Source organism: Aeromicrobium marinum DSM 15272 (assembly GCF_000160775.2).
In the GTDB taxonomy this organism is placed as follows: Bacteria; Actinomycetota; Actinomycetes; order Propionibacteriales; family Nocardioidaceae; genus Aeromicrobium; species Aeromicrobium marinum.
Genome location: NZ_CM001024.1, coordinates 1,419,394 through 1,435,114, shown reverse-complemented (window position 1 = coordinate 1,435,114; position 15,721 = coordinate 1,419,394). Strand labels below are relative to the sequence as shown.

At 69.4% G+C, this 15,721-nt stretch carries 15 protein-coding genes; 6 read left to right on the top strand and 9 right to left on the bottom strand.

All coding sequences use genetic code 11. From position 1 onward, the window contains the following. Positions 1-12 precede the first annotated feature (12 nt). Positions 13-750, bottom strand: a complete 738-nt coding sequence (lexA, locus tag HMPREF0063_RS07330) for a transcriptional repressor LexA (protein WP_040320168.1) — start codon at positions 748-750, stop codon at positions 13-15. 83 nt (positions 751-833) lie between these two features. Between lexA and HMPREF0063_RS16210 the strand changes: the two genes are divergently transcribed. Further along, a complete protein-coding gene (locus HMPREF0063_RS16210; protein ID WP_007078027.1) occupies positions 834-1,676 on the top strand; it encodes an SDR family NAD(P)-dependent oxidoreductase in 843 nt (280 codons plus the stop codon). Here HMPREF0063_RS16210 and HMPREF0063_RS07325 read toward each other — a convergent pair. Next, the gene (locus HMPREF0063_RS07325; RefSeq protein WP_007078026.1) at positions 1,579-2,514 is read right to left on the bottom strand and encodes a YihY/virulence factor BrkB family protein; all 936 of its coding nucleotides are present in this window, start codon (positions 2,512-2,514) and stop codon (positions 1,579-1,581) included. The genes HMPREF0063_RS16210 and HMPREF0063_RS07325 overlap by 98 nt on opposite strands. A 294-nt stretch (positions 2,515-2,808) precedes the next feature. On the opposite strand from HMPREF0063_RS07325, the gene HMPREF0063_RS07320 reads away from it, so the two are divergent. Next, on the top strand, positions 2,809-3,225 hold the full coding sequence (locus tag HMPREF0063_RS07320) for a LysM peptidoglycan-binding domain-containing protein (protein WP_007078025.1): 417 nt from the start codon (positions 2,809-2,811) through the stop codon (positions 3,223-3,225). 151 nt (positions 3,226-3,376) lie between these two features. On the opposite strand, the gene HMPREF0063_RS07315 is transcribed toward HMPREF0063_RS07320, so the two are convergent. The 4 genes from HMPREF0063_RS07315 to HMPREF0063_RS07300 all read right to left on the bottom strand — a co-directional run bounded on the left by HMPREF0063_RS07315 (position 3,377) and on the right by HMPREF0063_RS07300 (position 7,540). Then, a complete protein-coding gene (locus HMPREF0063_RS07315) occupies positions 3,377-3,814 on the bottom strand; it encodes a hypothetical protein (protein WP_040320167.1) in 438 nt (145 codons plus the stop codon). 266 nt (positions 3,815-4,080) lie between these two features. After that, a complete protein-coding gene (locus HMPREF0063_RS15745; RefSeq protein ID WP_211208762.1) occupies positions 4,081-4,590 on the bottom strand; it encodes a DUF6318 family protein in 510 nt (169 codons plus the stop codon). Positions 4,591-4,709: 119 nt separating this feature from the next. After that, positions 4,710-5,969, bottom strand: coding sequence for an alkaline phosphatase family protein (locus HMPREF0063_RS07305; protein ID WP_007078022.1), 1,260 nt, complete (start codon positions 5,967-5,969; stop codon positions 4,710-4,712). After that, positions 5,966-7,540, bottom strand: a complete 1,575-nt coding sequence (locus tag HMPREF0063_RS07300) for an alkaline phosphatase D family protein (protein WP_007078021.1) — start codon at positions 7,538-7,540, stop codon at positions 5,966-5,968. Before HMPREF0063_RS07300 ends, HMPREF0063_RS07305 begins: the two co-directional genes overlap by 4 nt. 95 nt (positions 7,541-7,635) lie before the next feature. On the opposite strand from HMPREF0063_RS07300, the gene HMPREF0063_RS07295 reads away from it, so the two are divergent. Next, entirely contained in the window at positions 7,636-8,319 is a 684-nt protein-coding gene (locus HMPREF0063_RS07295; RefSeq protein ID WP_007078020.1) for a type 1 glutamine amidotransferase, read from the top strand. A gap of 557 nt (positions 8,320-8,876) precedes the next feature. After that, entirely contained in the window at positions 8,877-9,881 is a 1,005-nt protein-coding gene (locus HMPREF0063_RS07290; protein WP_156794062.1) for an esterase/lipase family protein, read from the top strand. Between the two features lie 63 nt (positions 9,882-9,944). Here the strand turns inward: HMPREF0063_RS07290 and HMPREF0063_RS07285 are convergent, their stop codons facing one another. The 3 genes from HMPREF0063_RS07285 to HMPREF0063_RS07275 form a co-directional block, all read right to left on the bottom strand. Then, positions 9,945-10,514, bottom strand: coding sequence for a Dps family protein (locus tag HMPREF0063_RS07285; protein WP_007078018.1), 570 nt, complete (start codon positions 10,512-10,514; stop codon positions 9,945-9,947). 94 nt (positions 10,515-10,608) lie between these two features. Then, positions 10,609-11,448 carry a hypothetical protein gene (locus tag HMPREF0063_RS07280; protein ID WP_007078017.1) on the bottom strand — a complete coding sequence of 280 codons (840 nt, stop codon included), beginning with the start codon at positions 11,446-11,448 and terminating at the stop codon, positions 10,609-10,611. A 45-nt stretch (positions 11,449-11,493) separates the two neighbouring features. After that, positions 11,494-11,916: a VOC family protein gene (locus HMPREF0063_RS07275; RefSeq protein ID WP_007078016.1), complete on the bottom strand. Its 423-nt coding sequence runs from the start codon at positions 11,914-11,916 to the stop codon at positions 11,494-11,496. 278 nt (positions 11,917-12,194) lie between these two features. On the opposite strand from HMPREF0063_RS07275, the gene nrdR reads away from it, so the two are divergent. Both nrdR and HMPREF0063_RS07265 read left to right on the top strand, forming a co-directional pair. Then, entirely contained in the window at positions 12,195-12,695 is a 501-nt protein-coding gene (nrdR, locus tag HMPREF0063_RS07270; RefSeq protein ID WP_007078015.1) for a transcriptional regulator NrdR, read from the top strand. A gap of 70 nt (positions 12,696-12,765) precedes the next feature. Further along, positions 12,766-15,678 carry a vitamin B12-dependent ribonucleotide reductase gene (locus HMPREF0063_RS07265; RefSeq protein ID WP_007078014.1) on the top strand — a complete coding sequence of 971 codons (2,913 nt, stop codon included), beginning with the start codon at positions 12,766-12,768 and terminating at the stop codon, positions 15,676-15,678. Positions 15,679-15,721: the final 43 nt, after the last annotated feature.

The following is a 15,721-nucleotide window of genomic DNA, read 5'->3' as shown; positions in this document are numbered from 1 at the left end:
CCCCCGACCGGCCTACACGCGGCGCAGGACCGCGGTGACCTTGCCGAGGATCGTGGCGTGGGTGCCGTCGATGGGGGAGTAGTCGTCGTTGTGCGGCAGCAGCCACACCTGACCGTCCTTGCGCTGGAACGTCTTGACGGTGGCCTCACCGTCGAGCATGGCGGCGACGATCTCGCCGTTCTCGGCGACCGGCTGCTGGCGGATGACGACGTAGTCACCGCTGCAGATGGCCGCGTCGATCATGGAGTCGCCGGACACCTCGAGCAGGAACAGCGTGCCGTCGCCCACGAGCGACTTCGGCAGCGGGAAGATCTCCTCGACGCGCTCCTCGGCGAGGATCGGACCACCGGCGGCGATGCGTCCCACGATCGGGACGTAGGTCGCCTCGGGGTGGGCGTCGTCGATCCCGGTCTCGTCGTACGAGGACGCGGAGGCGCTGCTGACGGCATGGCGTGCCGCGCCGCCGTCGGGCAGGAAGATCTCCATGGCGCGAGGGCGGAACGGATCGCGGCGGATGTGCCCCATCTTCTCCAGCTGCTTGAGCTGGTGCGACACCGACGAGGTGCTGACCAGCCCCACCGCCTGCCCGATCTCGCGCATGCTCGGCGGGTAGCCCCGCTTCTCGACCTCGTCGCGCAGGAACTCCAGGACCCGGCGCTGCCGCGCGGTGAGCCCGTTGGCGTCGGCGGGACCGTCGGGGAGCTCGGTGACCGCGGCGTCGGTTCCGGGGGTGTTCTGCTCGTCGCTCATGCCCACAGGCTAGTACCGAAGGTGCGTTCGATCAAACACATGTTCGAGCGTGTCGCGGGGACTCGTCCACTAGGGTGACGGCCATGCCTCGCCCTCTCGTCACCCCGTCCCAGCCCCGGTCCGCCCTCGTGACGGGCGCCGCGCGGGGCATCGGCCGGGCCGTGGCCGCCGAGCTGGTGACCCGCGGCTACCAGGTGGTGGTCACCGACGTCGACGCTGCCGACGCCGCACGGACGGCGGCCGAGATCGGCGCGGTGGAGGGGTTCGCCCTCGACGTCACCGACGAGCAGGCCAACCGTGCCGCGGCGGCCCGCACGGCAGCGATCGCGCCTCTGGGCGCCTGGGTGTGCAACGCCGGCGTGCTGTTCGAGGGCGACCTGGTCGATCTCACGTCCGACCAGATCCGGCTGCAGTTCGACGTCAACGTCCTGGGGGTGGCCTGGGGTGTGCGGGCGGCCGCCGAGGTGTTCCGGCAGCAGGCGGCGAGCGGCGTGACCGGGGGAGAGATCGGCATCCTGGCCTCCCTCAGCGCCCACGCCCCGGTGCCCGGCCTGAGCGCCTACGCGGCCACCAAGGCCGCGGTGCTGTCGCTGGCGACCTCGTTGGCGACCGAGCTGTTGCCCGACGGGATCGGCGTGCACGCGGTATGTCCCGACGGGGTGGCCACGGCGATGGTCGACGGCATGGTGCCCGGTGGCGGCGCTCGTCAGGCGCTCGCCGGCGGCGTGATGCTGACGCCCGAGAAGGTCGCGACCTCGCTGGTCGACATGTTCGGGACCAAGCGGGTCTACCGGACGTTGCCGGCGTGGCGCGGCGTGCTCGGCCGGCTCATGTCGACGATGCCCGGGCCCGCTCGACCGCTGGATCGTCTGTCCCGTCGGATCGGTGCGCACCGGCTGCGGCGGGCGGAACGCCGGGGTCACTGAGGTCGTCCTCGGACTCCAGCACCGCTTCCTCGCGGACCGACTCGATCGAGGCGCCCAGCAGCATCGCGAACAGCCCGGCCCACAACCACAGCAGCAGGATCACCACGCCGGCCAGCGCGCCGTAGGTCTCGCCGTAGCTGCCGAAGTTGTCGACGTAGAGCGAGAACCCGAGCGACACGACCAGCCACAGCGCTGCCGCGACCACCACGCCACGGTTCACCAGGGGAGTGGCTTGTTCGTCGGTGCGGTCGGGGGCGAGCCGGAACAGCACGCCGACGCCGACGACCAGGGCGCCCAGCAGCATCGCCCACCGTCCGGCCTCGAGCGCGATGCGCAGACCGGGCACGTCGATCAGGGCGTCCAGCACGGCCGGCGCGACGGCGACGAGGGTGATCGTGACGACGAAGAACAGCAGCGCGCCGGCGGTGAGTCCGAGGGAGAGCAGCTTGCGCTTGATGAAGCTGCGGGTCTCGGGGAACCCGAACATCTCGTTGACGGCCGTCACCAGGTTGCCGACGCCGCCGCTCGCGCTGTACAGCGCGAGCACGACGGCCAGTGCCAGACCGAACCCGAGCGACCCGCCGGAGCTGTCGGCGAGCGACTCCATCTGACCGGTGATGAGGGAGGCGGCATCGGCGGGCAGGGCGTCGCCGACGGCCTGGGTGTGCCGGGTCAGGGTCTCCGGCGAGACGACGAGGCCGTAGGTCAGGATCCCCGCGATCATCGCCGGGAACAGTGACAGGAAGGCGTAGAACGCCACCCCGGCCGCCAGCAGGGACGCCTGTCGCGACGACGCCTGCTTCCACGCGGTGGTCAGGATGCTTCGCAGTTCTCCCATGCATCGACCGTACCCATCGACGTGCTCCTGCACCGCTCGGTGAGCCCGAACCGTGTGGTGTGGACCACAAGTTTCGGGCATCGCTGCAGGTCAGACGGCATGCAGTACGGCTCTAGAAAGTTTGTTCGATCCACCTCTTCACTTTTGTCGGTGGTGTCCCGTACTGTCGTTCACGTGTTCGATCGAACGCGTGTTCGTGCCTCTTGATCCTTCATCGGACCAGGTCGGATGACACGCGGGCCGTGTTCGGCCGAGCACGCCACTCTTCGTCTCACTTCCCCCACGGAGGCCACCATGAGCAGCATCCACGCCGAACTCCCGTTCACCTTCCGGCCGGCGCGTGCCCACGACGCACCGCGCCAGGAGCGGCACCTGCGGGCGGTCGCCCAGGTCCAGCCGGCGGCCCCCGCCGAGCTGCGGCTGACCCGCCGGGGCCGGGTCGCGGTCGTGCTGGCCGCCCTCATGGTCATCGCGGCCCTGGCCGTCACCTTCGGGTCGTCCACGGCGGCCACCGATGCCTCCGGTCGCATCGTCGAGACCACCATGATCACGGTGCAGCCGGGCCAGACCATGTGGAGCATCGCGGCGGCGGCCAACCCCTCGGGCGACGTGCGCGACACCATCGACGACATCGTCCGGCTCAACTCCCTGCCCAACGCCTCGGGTCTGCAGATGGGCACGTCCCTCGCGGTCCCGGTCTACGGCGACTGATCCTCGCGGTCCCGGCCCGGGTGGGGAAGCCCGCACGGGACCGCCAGGTACCTCCGCAGCCCCGGACTCGACCCGAGTCCGGGGCTGCCCCACGTCCGACGCCCGGGCGGTAGGTGAGCAACCGATCCGCTCGAGTGGCGGTAGGTGCGGCTCAGGGGCGGACGAGGACCGGGGCTGCCTCGGCGACCTGCAGCGACGTGGCCGGGCCGGCCGCGGTGATTGGCGCGGACAGCGTCTGCCACGCACCACCGTTCACCCGATAGGTGACCCGGTACGTGACGTCGACGCTGGCCTGCACGGCATCAGCCGCCCGCCGGTAGCGGTGCGTGACGTCGGCCGCCGGCCAGGGCCGTCCAGGTCCAGCCGTCGAGCTGCTCGTGCCGTCTCCGTGGTTCCACCGGTACTGCGCGGGGGTTGCGACGAGGTCGACGGTGAAGCCCAGCAGCGACACCGTCCGCTCGAAGTCGGCCGGCACGGTGTGCAGGATCGTGTCGGCATTCACGAGGGTCCGGGTGCCGGGCTGGATCTGCACCGTCAGCGCCGGGAGCCCGACCTCCCGGACGGCCCGCTCGACATCCGCAGGCGTCACCTCCGGCTCGTCCGCCTCATCGTCGCGCGGGATCGTGAAGCAACGCTGCGTGCCTGCTTCCGGCAAACAGTTGGCGTCGACCGGCTGCGGTGGAGGGTTCGGCCTAGCAATTGGCTGGAAGGGCCCTTCGCGGGGCCCCAGGCCTTCGGATTCTTGGACGCCTTCTAGTTGAACGGCTGGGTGGGTCGTTCCAGGCGTCACGTCGATTCCGCTCTCGCCAAGAGCGGCCGTTCCGCCTTGGAGGGCGAGGATTAGGAGCACCGAGATCACTTCGGATCTCCCAAGAACAGCTGGGTCGTGGACCAACCGGCGTCAGTTAGCACTGCTCCGAACGTGAGTCGTTCGGATGTTCGTGACGTGGCCTCGGGTTCCGAGCTTGATGTGGCTGTGTATTGGCCCTCGTTGATCTGCACGTCTGTGCTGGCCAAGGTCTCGATGCCGTCGTCTCGAATGGTGATCGTGCCAAGGCTCCAAGCACCTCCGGATATGGCGCCGCCGTCGGCGTAGGTGTTTCGGAAGAGTTCGACATATCGAGCGCATCCTTCGCAACTCGGATCCGTCAACTCCTCCAGTTCGTCGACATCCCCCGTCACCGCCGCGTAGTTGAGCACGTCGACGTAGTAGGTCACGAACGCTGCCGCACCCTCGACGGTGTTCTCCCGTGCCTGGTCGGGCATCGGCGGGGGAGTCGCCGTCGACGAGGGCGTCGGCTCGGGTTCTCGCGGCACCGGGTCGTCGCCCCCGCACCCACCGATGAGGATCAGTCCACTGATCACCGTCGCCACTGCTCGCCACATGGTTCCCCCGAACGCCCGCTGGCTGTTGCCCGCGAACATAGCGGTGCCGGGGCCGTCCTGTCAGCCCCCGACCACCGCCTGTGGACGAGGGCAGTGCCTCAGAGGCGGCTGACGCCGTCGTACCCGCCGGGAGGCGCACCGAGGCCGAAGACCTGACCGACGGTCGGGGCGACGTCCATCGTCGTGGCCGGAGCGCTCAGCACCGCGGGCGAGATCTTGCCGCCGGCGATGAAGAACGGGATCGGCGACGTGGCCGGGTGGCCGTGGTTGCCGGGGATCGGGTTGTCGATCAGGCTCGGGTCGGAGAAGCGCCAGCCGGCCTTGCAGAACACGACCAGGTCGCCCACGTTCGGGCCCAGCCGCAGCTCCTCGGGCAGGTGCACCGACAGCACGCCGGTGGTCTCGAGCGCGACCCGCCTGGCCTCGGTCATCGACGCGGCCTTGCCCGACGCCGGCCCGATGTAGGTCAGCAGGTCGGCGCCGCCGTTGTCGGCGAACGCGAACTGTCCGTCCAGCAAAGGGTTGCCCTTGAAGGCGCCGTTGAGGGTGACGACCTTGTTCAGGTCGCTCCAGTCCATCGAGTGGTCGGCCAGCACGACCAGCGTCGTGTCCTTCCACCGGCCCAGCAGCTTCAGCCAGTTCACGAACGACCAGATCTGCGCGTCGGTGGAGGCCAGCGCCAGCTTGCGGGTCAGCTGCAGGGAGGTGCCGGTGAGGTCGGCGTGACCGAGCCGGTCGATGTCGCCGAGGTTGCAGAACACCATGTCGGGATCCGCGGTCAGCACCATCGTGCGCAGCGCGCTCATCGTGAAGACGTCGAGCGCGTGGTTGGTGATCGGCAGCAGCGGGAACGGCTCCCACCGGTAGGTGGCCCGGGTGCCGAAGATCTCGAACAGGTAGTCCTTGCTGAGCACCGTGCCGGTCTTCTTGCCGGCCTGGTTGAGCCGCTCGATGACCGTCGGGAAGACCAGGTCCTCGGGACGGTTCATCTCCCGCACCTCGCCGAGGGCCGGGTCGTAGATCTCGTTGGCCGGCACGCCGGTGCGGTCGGGCCGCACGCCGGTCATCATCATCGTGTGGTTGGGGATGGTCTCCAGGATCGGCAGCGCGCGGGCGTTGGGGAACCAGCGGCCGCTCGTCTTCAGCTCCTGCAGGCGCGGCATGTAGCCGCCGAAACCGATCTCGTCAGGGCGCGCGCCGTCGATGACGAGCACGTACACGCGCTTCTTCGCGCCGATCGGGCCCAGGAGCGCGTTGGCCCACGGGGCACCCGACGCGCCGGAGATGACGACCGCGCCTCCGCCTGCCGCAGCAGCGCGGATGAAGGTCCTGCGCCCGAGTCCGCCGACGCCGCTCATGCCGCACCTCCCACGGTCGGTGCAGAGACTTTCTGGACGCGTTGGGTCCCTGCCTCGACGGAGTACGACGTCGACCAGGCGGCGGTGGCCTGCGGGTCGGCGCGGTCACTGATGACGTACCAGTCCATCTGCAGCCTGGACGGCGTCACCTCCAGCACCGAGTAGCCGTGGCTGTCGAAGTCGAGGTACTTGATGTGCCGGTTGGCGGTCTTGATCGCGGTCTCCACGCCCACCGACACCGACCGCGGCGGGGCCCCGACGATGTCCTTGAGGTTGTTGCTGGTGACCGACGAGCACACCAGTTCGGTGCCGATGTTGGTCGAGAACGGCGCCAGACCCGGGTTGACCGGCAGCTCGCACGCCCACCCGGAGTGGATGTCGCCGGTGAGGAAGACGGTGTTGATGATGCCGTGGTCGGCGAGGAACTCCAGCACGCGGCGGCGCTCGACGGTGTAGCCGTCCCACTGGTCGGTGTTGTACGCCTGGCCCTCCACGGGCAGCAGCCCGGCGAAGTCCACCAGGGCGTCGCGCACCTGGTTGGGCAGCGGGGGGAACAGCACCGGCGTGATCATCACGGGGTTGCCGATCAGCTTCCACTGGGCGTCGGACTCCACCAGCCCGGACTCCAGCCAGCCCAGCTGCTCGTCGCCGGCGATCTTGCGGTTCGGCGCGTCGGGGATGGGGGTGAAGTCGAACGCGCCGCCAGGGGCGGAGCGGTAGGTGCGCAGGTCCAGCATCGACAGGTCGGCGAGCTGGCCGAACCGGAACCGCCGGTACAGCTGGTAGCCGTCGCCGATGGCCGACGTGCCCGACATGCGCACGGGCATCCACTCGTCGTAGGCGCGGAAGGCGGCCTGACGGCGGGCCTCCCAGTCACCCTCGGTGGCCGGGTCGTGGTTCTCGGCGCCGCCGATGAACGCGTCGTTGGCGGTCTCGTGGTCGTCCCAGGTGCAGATGAAGGCCGCCGAGGCGTGCAGCGTCTGCAGGTCGGGGTCGGACTTGTAGGTGGCGTGTCGCTGCCGGTAGTCGTCGAGCACGAGGATCTCGTGCTCGGGCTGCTGCGGTCGCACGACGACGTTGCCCTGACCGAGGCCGTACTCGCCGTTGGCGTACTCGTAGATGTAGTCGCCGAGGTGGATCACGGCGTCGAGCTGCTGACCGGCCAGGTGGCGGTAGGCGCTGAAGAAGCCGGCCTGGTAGTTCGCGCACGACACCACGCCGAACCGCAGCTTGCCGGTGGCGGTCTCGTCGGCGGGCGCGGTGCGGGTGCGGCCGATGGGGGAGTTCTGCCCGTCGGCCACGAACCGGTACCAGTAGGTGGTGCCGGGGGCGAGGTCGGTCGCGTCCACCTTGACCGTGTGGTCGCGGTCGGTGCCGGTGGTCACGGTCCCGGACTTCACGATCGAGCTGAACGCCTGCGAGGTGGCGACCTGCCACGTCACGGAGGTGTCGGGGCCGACCCCTGATCCGGGGAGCGCTTCGGGCGTCGGGGTGACCCGGGTCCACAGGACGACCGAGGTGGGCAAGGGGTCACCGGAGGCCACACCGTGGCCGAACATGATCTGCGTCACACATCGTTAACGACGCATGCGTCCCGGGGTGACGCAACGGATGCCGAACGTTGGGTGACGGCTCGGTTCGCCCGATCGTCGGGGAGACTGGGCGCATGCTGGTCCACGTCGTCTCCGACGCCACCGATCGTGAGGGCGGCCACGTCACGGCGAGGTTGCGGGCCCTCGGCGCGGATCTCGTCGACCTCGACCGCGACGGCCTGCCCGAGCCGGCCGAGTGGGTGCCCGGCGACCTGCTGCTCCTGCTCGGTTCCGAGCGGTCCGCCCATGATCCGGCCCACGTGCACCCGGTCGTGGCCGAGTCACGGCTGGTGCGCGCGTCGCTCGCAGCGGGGGTGCCGGTGATGGGCATCTGCTACGGAGCTCAGCTGATCGCCCGGGCCCTCGGCGGCACGTCGTGGGCGATGGACGCTCCCGAACTGGGCTGGCAGCGCATCGACACCCTCGACGACGAGCTGTGCCCGCGCGGGCCGTGGGGTCAGTTCCACCACGACACGTTCGCGCCGCCGCAGACCGCCCGGGTCCTGGGGTCCACGTGGCACGGTCCGCAGTGCTTCGTCGACGAGACTCGTGGTGCGCGGGTCATCGCCTGGCAGTTCCATCCCGAGGTGACGCCGGAGACCTACGCCCGCTGGGTCGAGGACTCCGCGGCCAAGGTCCGAGCCGCGGGCGTCGACCCGGCGGCGTTGGTGCGTCAGGCGAAGGAGTTCGAGCACACCTCGCGGACGGCCGCCACGGCACTCGTCGACGCCGCCCTGCGCTACCTGACGGTCCACTGACCCTTCCCCGCGCACCCTCGCAAGCTCGCGCAGCCTCGGTGGTTGAGGTGCTGCGAGGAACGAGCAGCCTCGAAACCACACCCCTGGTCGCCAGGGCGAGGAACGAGCAGCCTCGAAACCACACCCTTGGTCGCCAGGGAGCGCAGCGACCGTGACGGCGGAGCCCGAGGCGACCCACTCACGCGAGGTTCGCCTCGCTGCGCTCACGTCCGCTCGTTCCTCGCGGACTGGCGAACGGATGCATCGCGGTCGCCAGGGAGCGGAGCGACCGTGAGGGCGAGGAACGAGCCCGAGGCGACCCACTCACCTGGGGTTCGCCTCGCTGCGCTCACGTCCGCTCGTTCCTCGCGGACTGGCGAACGCAACCCGTGCGGTCGCCAGGGAGCGGAGCGACCGTGAGGGCGAGGAACGAGCCCGAGGCGACCCACTTACGCAAGGTTTGCCTCGCTGCGCTCACGCCCTCGTTCCTCGGGCTGGCGAACGTCAGGGCGACTCCGCTCACGTGACCCCGGTCACGGGTGGTCGTTGATCAGGTGATCGTCGACCCGGAGGACCTCATGACGCGCAGCACCCCGATCCGCCCCCGTCCCACGCGCCGGTGGGCGGCCGCAGCCGGCCTGCTGGTCGCCGCGACGCTGGCCGCACCGACGGCCGCCGTCGGCTCGGAGTCCTCCGACGGGACCCCGCCGCTCACCGTGCCCGCGGCGACGGCCGCCGCGGCGATGAGCTGTCACGGCAACCTCGCTGCCGGATCGCAGGCTCCCGTGCTGTTCCTGCACGGCACCACCTCGACGTCGAAGGCCAACTGGTCGTGGAACTGGGCCAAGGCCATGAAGTCCGCCGGGCGCGCCTACTGCCTGCTGGACTCGCCGAACGGCGCCACCGGCGACATCCAGGTGTCGGCCGAGTACGTGGTGCACGCGATCCGCACGATGCGCGCCCGCGCCGGCCGGCCGATCAGCATTGTCGGCCACAGCCAGGGCGGCATGGTGGGCCGGTGGGCGCTGAAGTACTGGCCCGACACCCGCGCGATGGTCGACGACTACGTCGGCCTGTCGAGCTCCAACCACGGCTCGACGTCCGGGGTGGGCCTGTGCCTGATCCAGGGCGGCTGCTCGGCGGCGAACTGGCAGCAGAGTGCCGGGTCGAACTTCCTCGCCGCGCTCAACGACGGCCCCGAGACGTTTCCGGGCATCGACTACACGGTCATCGGCACCCGCTACGACGAGATCGTCGCCCCGCCGACGCCGTCGTTCCTGGAGCCGGCGCCGAACGTGACGAACACGATGGTGCAGGACCTGTGCCCCCTGCAGATCGTGGAGCACTTCGGCATGGCCTACGACAACGCGGCCTGGCTGATCGGCATCGACGCGTTGACGAACCCGGGTCCCGCGCAGCTCGACCGGGTGTCGCGGGCGACCTGCTTGCGGCCGACCATGCCGTCGGTCAACCTGCTCACCTTCGGCCTCGACGTCGTGTCGGCGCTGGGGGTCACGGCGAAGAACACGATCGGCGCAGAGACCGTCCCGGCCGAGCCCGAGCTGCGCGACTACGCCCGGTAGTGCCTCCACGTACGGAAGCCCGCCACCCTGCGTGAGGGGGCGGGCTTCCGAGCATGAGGTGGGTCAGTCGGTGACGTCGGCCGCTTCACCCGCGGCGTCGGCGGCAGCCTGCTCGCTCTCGGCACCGTCGGTGGACAGGCCACCGGTGGTGCTCTCGAGGTGGGCGCGGATGAACCACTGGAACAGCTCGAGGCTGCTGATCTGCGCGATGAGCAGGTCCTCGGTGATCGGGTCGAGGTCGGCGGTGGCCGCCTGCGCCTTGCGGTGGTCCCCGATGAGCTGGGTGTAGACCATCTCGAGGGCGCCGAGGTGTTCATTGGTGGTGCCGCGGGCGATCGAGTAGTCGTCCCAGCTGCGGCCGGCCACGATGGAACCGGGGGTGCCCAGCGGGGGAGACCCGAGGGTGGCGATGCGCTCGGCCGTCTCGTCGACGAAACCGCGCACCTCCTCGACCTGCGGGTCGATCATCTCGTGCACGGCGATGAAGTGGGGACCCACGACATTCCAGTGGACGTGCTTGAGGGTGAGAGCCAGGTCGTTGAGGGCGTGCAGGCGCTCCTGCAGGATGCCCGCGACCTTCTCGCCCTCAGCCTGGCTGAGACCGGGAACGGTGAAACGGGGAGAAGTAGTCATAGTTCGAACGTACTACCCACTTCGGACGACGCAAATCAGCGAAGCGCGAGATCGTGCCGAAGATGTACCAGCCTCAGGGGGCAGGGCAGCAGGCTCAGGACGAACTCCCGCAGGCCTCGGCCACCGACTCCTCCAGCGGGCGGTTGTCGACCTCGCGCGGCTCCAGCTCCTCGGTGGACGTGAGGCGCTCGATCAGCGCGGTGACGAGGGTGACGTCGCCATCGGGGTCCTCGGCCGGGGTGATGACGCCGTCCCGCGCCAGGACGCAGGGGTCGTGGCCGTAGACGTCGGTTGTGAATCCCCACGAGTAGGAGCCGAGACCACCGAACAGCTCGGTGGTGCCGATCGCCGCGCTCCGCACGATCACCACGGGACGCGCTGCGTCGGCCCCGCCCAGGTCGACCACGGCGACCGTCTCGAGGCGTGCCATGGTGGCGAACTCGGTGGGCTCGGCCGCCCAGCGGGCGCTGACGATCCGCATCGGCCCGGTCGGTTGGGTGTCGGCGGCGAAGTGGTCGACGAACTCCTGCGTGTACGGAAGATCGGAGTCGAACTGCTCGAACCCGGCGATGTAGTTCTGCATTGCCGGCGGCACGCCGGCTGCGAGGTGCTGGGGCAGCACGTCCCCGTTCGGGGGCGAGTCCCACCACCGCTCGTCGTGGGCGTCGACCGCGAGGTCCAGCGCCCACTGGCTGTTCGCGAGGAACACCGTCGGATCGACGTCTGCCGGCGGCACGGGCGGGTCGACGCTGGTCGGATCGACCTCCGGTAGGTCCCGCAGCTCTGCGACCGCCTCGGCGAAGGGCCCGCTCGCCGCCGCGAGGTCGTCGGCCCCGCCGGAGGATGGGACGCCGGCGGGTTCGTCGTCCGACGAGCAGGCGGCTGCCGTCAGGACCAAGCAGGCGACAGCGACGGCGATGGAGAGGCGGTTCATGGTTCCCCCGAACGATGGATGCTGCGGTGGCGCGAGCCTACGCGCTCACTCCTGTGCTGCGGCTCCGTTGACCAACCAGGTGATGCCGAACTTGTCGTCGAGGATTCCGAACGGGTCGCCCCACGGCGCGACGTGGAACGGTTCCTTGACCTCGCCGCCCTCGGCCAGGGCGGCGAAGGTGCCGCTCAGGTCGTTGGCGGGATCGGTGGTGCTGAGACACACCGAGACCGTCGTGCCGGCGGTCGGATCGGGCATGCCCGGGGGAGTGTCGGAGGCCATCAGCACCAGGCCGGCGTCGGTGGTCAGCTGACCGTGCATGATCCGGTCGGCGATGGCCGGATCGTCGCTCATGCCGGAGTCGCCGAACGTCAGGAGCTCCAGAGACCCGCCGAGGGCGTCGCGGTAGAACTCCAGCGCCTCACGGGCCGTGTCGTGCAGGTGCAGGTAGGGGTTCAGGTTCATGCTCATGGGCTCATCATGCTGCGTGTCGCGGGTCACGTACAGCCCCTGACCTGCACTGATGCGCCGAACCGGCAGAACTGTCAGATCAGGCTGGCAGAGTGCTTGCACCGGGCCGACCGGCAGCGTACGGTTGCCCCTACATGTAGTACTTACATGCATGTAGTTCTCCACATCTAGTGCACAGGTGCACGGCGGTACTCCACAGGAATCCGCGGTCGTCCACCGGGTACGCACAGGTTTCCCACAGTTTCATCCACCTCACCACCGCCTCGAGGAGGTCCGCCATGCACTGTCCCTTCTGCCAGCACACCGACACCCGGGTGCTCGACAGCCGGGTCGCCGACGAGGGCGGATCCATCCGTCGCCGCCGGGCCTGCTCGGCGTGCGAGAAGCGGTTCACCACCACCGAGCAGATGCAGCTCATGGTCCTCAAGCGGTCCGGCACCACCGAGCCGTTCGTGCGCGACAAGGCCATCGCCGGCGTCGCCAAGGCATGCAAGGGCCGTCCGGTCTCCACCGACGACCTCGCCCGCCTCGGTCAGTCCGTCGAGCACACGCTGCGGGCCTCGGGCTGCCCCGAGATCGAGGCGCACCAGGTCGGTCTGGCCATCCTCGAGCCGCTCAAGGCACTCGACGAGGTCGCCTACCTGCGGTTCGCGAGCGTCTACAAGGCGTTCGACTCCGCCGACGACTTCGCCGCCGAGATCGCCACCCTCATGGCCAGCGCCGCCGACGGCGAGCTGGCCGAGCACACCGCCCGCACGGGCGATCAGCACCAGAACTGAACACCCCGCACCACCCAGAACGCACACAGCACCGCCACCACCGCACGCCACATCACACAGGAGCAGTTCCATGACGGAAACGGTCAACGGACCCACCGGGTCCTCCCGCAAGGCAGGCGCACGCAAGGGTCTGTCCCTGCAGCGCGTCTACACCACCGAGGGCGTGCACCCGTACGACGCCGTCACGTGGGAGCGCCGCGACGTCGTGCAGACCAACTGGAAGACCGGCGAGCACGTCTTCGAGCAGCGTGGCGTGGAGTTCCCCGACTTCTGGAGCGTCAACGCCTCCACGATCGTCACCACCAAGTACTTCCGCGGCGCCGTCGGCACCCCCGAGCGTGAGCAGAGCCTGCGCCAGCTGCTCGACCGGGTCGTGCTCACCTACACCCAGGCCGGCCGCGACCACGGCTACTTCACCACCGAGGCCGACGCCGAGGTGTTCGAGCACGAGCTGACCCACATGCTGCTGCACCAGGTGTTCAGCTTCAACAGCCCGGTGTGGTTCAACGTGGGCACGTCCAGCCCGCAGCAGGTGTCGGCGTGCTTCATCCTCGCGGTCGACGACTCGATGGACTCGATCCTCAACTGGTACCGCGAGGAGGGTCTGATCTTCAAGGGTGGCTCCGGTGCGGGCCTCAACCTGTCGCGCATCCGTTCGTCCAAGGAGCTGCTCCGCTCCTCCGGCGGCACGGCGTCCGGTCCGGTCTCGTTCATGCGCGGTGCGGACGCGTCGGCGGGCACCATCAAGTCCGGCGGCGCCACGCGTCGCGCGGCCAAGATGGTCGTGCTCGACGTCGACCACCCCGACATCGCCGAGTTCGTGGCCACCAAGGCGCGCGAGGAGGACAAGATCCGCGTCCTGCGCGACGCCGGCTACGACATGGATCTCGGCGGCGCCGACATCACCAGCGTGCAGTACCAGAACGCCAACAACTCGATCCGCGTCAACGACGAGTTCATGCGCGCGGTCGAGGACGGCACCGAGTTCGGCCTGCGCGGCCGGATGACCGGTGAGGTCATCGAGACCGTCGACGCCCGCAGCCTGTGGAACGACATCGCCGAGGCCGCGTGGGCGTGCGCCGACCCGGGCATCCAGTACGACGGCACGATCAACGACTGGCACACCTCGCCCGAGGCCGGCCGCATCACCGCGTCCAACCCGTGCAGCGAGTACATGCACCTGGACAACTCCAGCTGCAACCTGGCCAGCCTGAACCTGCTGAAGTTCCTCAAGGACGACGGCTCGTTCGACACCGAGACCTTCGTCAAGGCCGTCGAGTTCATCATCACCGCGATGGACATCAGCATCTGCTTCGCCGACTTCCCGACCGAGGCGATCGGCGACACCACGCGCGCCTACCGCCAGCTGGGCATCGGCTTCGCCAACCTCGGCGCGCTGCTCATGGCGTCGGGCCTGGCGTACGACTCCGACGGTGGCCGCGCGCTGGCCGGCGCCATCACCTCGCTGATGACCGGCACGTCTTTCCGCCGTTCGGCCGAGCTGGCCGGTGTGGTCGGCCCGTACGACGGCTTCGCGCAGAACGCGTCGGCGCACGAGCGGGTCATGCGCAAGCACCAGGCCGCCAACGACGAGATCCGCACGCTGCACTCGATGGACATCGCGGTGCACCGTGAGGCCGCCAAGCAGTGGGCCGACAACCTCAAGATCGGCGAGAAGAACGGCTGGCGCAACAGCCAGGCGTCGGTGCTGGCGCCCACGGGCACCATCGGCTTCATGATGGACTGCGACACCACGGGCATCGAGCCGGACTTCAGCCTGGTCAAGTTCAAGAAGCTCGTCGGTGGCGGCTCGATGCAGATCGTCAACCAGACGATCCCCGCGGCCCTGAAGAAGCTCGGCTACGCCGGCGAGACCATCGAGGCGATCGTCGAGTACATCGCCGAGAACGGTCACGTGGTCGACGCGCCGGGCCTGAAGACCGAGCACTACGAGGTCTTCGACACCGCGATGGGCCAGCGCTCCATCAAGCCGATGGGCCACGTGCACATGATGGCCGCGTGCCAGCCGTTCCTGTCCGGCGCGATCAGCAAGACGGTCAACCTGCCGGAGTCCGCCTCGGTCGAGGAGATCAAGGACGTCTACTTCCAGGGCTGGAAGCTCGGCCTCAAGGCGCTCGCGGTGTACCGCGACAACTGCAAGGTCGGTCAGCCGCTCAGCGACGGCAAGGAGGCCAAGTCCTCGGGTGACACCAAGGTCGAGGTCAAGGAAGTCATCGTCGAGAAGCCGATCCGCCGCAAGATGCCGCGCTCGCGCCAGGCCATCACCACATCGTTCGCCGTGGGCGGCGCCAAGGGCTACATGACCTCGGGCGCGCTCGAGGACGGTTCGCTCGGCGAGATCTTCCTCAAGCTGGGCAAGCAGGGCTCGACCCTCGCCGGCATGATGGACGCCTTCAGCATCGCGATCAGCATCTCGTTGCAGTACGGCGTGCCGCTCGAGACCTTCGTGCAGAAGTTCACCAACATGAAGTTCGAGCCGGCCGGTCTGACCGACGACCCGGACGTCCGCATGAGCCAGTCGATCATGGACTACACGTTCCGTCGCCTGGCCCTGGACTACCTGGACTTCGAGGCCCGTTCGGCGCTCGGCATCCACTCGGCCGAGGAGCGTCAGCGCTACCTCGACACGGGCAGCCACCAGCCGACGATCTCCGACGGCACCACGGCAGCCGAGCTCATCTCCGACGATGTGGTCGCCAGGGAGCGCAGCGACCGTGAGGGCGAAGCCCGAGGCGACGACTCCGCGGTCGCCAGGGAGCGAAGCGACCGTGAGGACGAAGTCCGAGGCGACGCAGGCGCCAAGCCCGCCCCCGCCACCGCCCACACCAGCGCCGAGCTGATGGAGGCCATCACCGGCGCCGCCGTCGACTCCCCGCTGTGCATGACCTGCGGCACCAAGATGCGCCCCGCCGGCTCCTGCCACGTGTGCGAGGGCTGCGGCAGCACCAGCGGCTGCAGCTGAGCGAGCCGTGTCGGCGGACGGTCCTCCCGGACCGTCCGCCGAC

Excerpts from the sequence above, each read along its gene's own strand:
- lexA (WP_040320168.1), bottom strand. The coding sequence starts at position 750 with ATGAGCGACGAGCAGAACACCCCCGGAACCGACGCCGCGGTCACCGAG.
- HMPREF0063_RS16210 (WP_007078027.1), top strand. The coding sequence starts at position 834 with ATGCCTCGCCCTCTCGTCACCCCGTCCCAGCCCCGGTCCGCCCTCGTG.
- HMPREF0063_RS07325 (WP_007078026.1), bottom strand. The coding sequence starts at position 2,514 with ATGGGAGAACTGCGAAGCATCCTGACCACCGCGTGGAAGCAGGCGTCG.
- HMPREF0063_RS07320 (WP_007078025.1), top strand. The coding sequence starts at position 2,809 with ATGAGCAGCATCCACGCCGAACTCCCGTTCACCTTCCGGCCGGCGCGT.
- HMPREF0063_RS07305 (WP_007078022.1), bottom strand. The coding sequence starts at position 5,969 with ATGAGCGGCGTCGGCGGACTCGGGCGCAGGACCTTCATCCGCGCTGCT.
- HMPREF0063_RS07295 (WP_007078020.1), top strand. The coding sequence starts at position 7,636 with ATGCTGGTCCACGTCGTCTCCGACGCCACCGATCGTGAGGGCGGCCAC.
- HMPREF0063_RS07290 (WP_156794062.1), top strand. The coding sequence starts at position 8,877 with ATGACGCGCAGCACCCCGATCCGCCCCCGTCCCACGCGCCGGTGGGCG.
- HMPREF0063_RS07285 (WP_007078018.1), bottom strand. The coding sequence starts at position 10,514 with ATGACTACTTCTCCCCGTTTCACCGTTCCCGGTCTCAGCCAGGCTGAG.
- HMPREF0063_RS07280 (WP_007078017.1), bottom strand. The coding sequence starts at position 11,448 with ATGAACCGCCTCTCCATCGCCGTCGCTGTCGCCTGCTTGGTCCTGACG.
- HMPREF0063_RS07275 (WP_007078016.1), bottom strand. The coding sequence starts at position 11,916 with ATGAGCATGAACCTGAACCCCTACCTGCACCTGCACGACACGGCCCGT.
- nrdR (WP_007078015.1), top strand. The coding sequence starts at position 12,195 with ATGCACTGTCCCTTCTGCCAGCACACCGACACCCGGGTGCTCGACAGC.
- HMPREF0063_RS07265 (WP_007078014.1), top strand. The coding sequence starts at position 12,766 with ATGACGGAAACGGTCAACGGACCCACCGGGTCCTCCCGCAAGGCAGGC.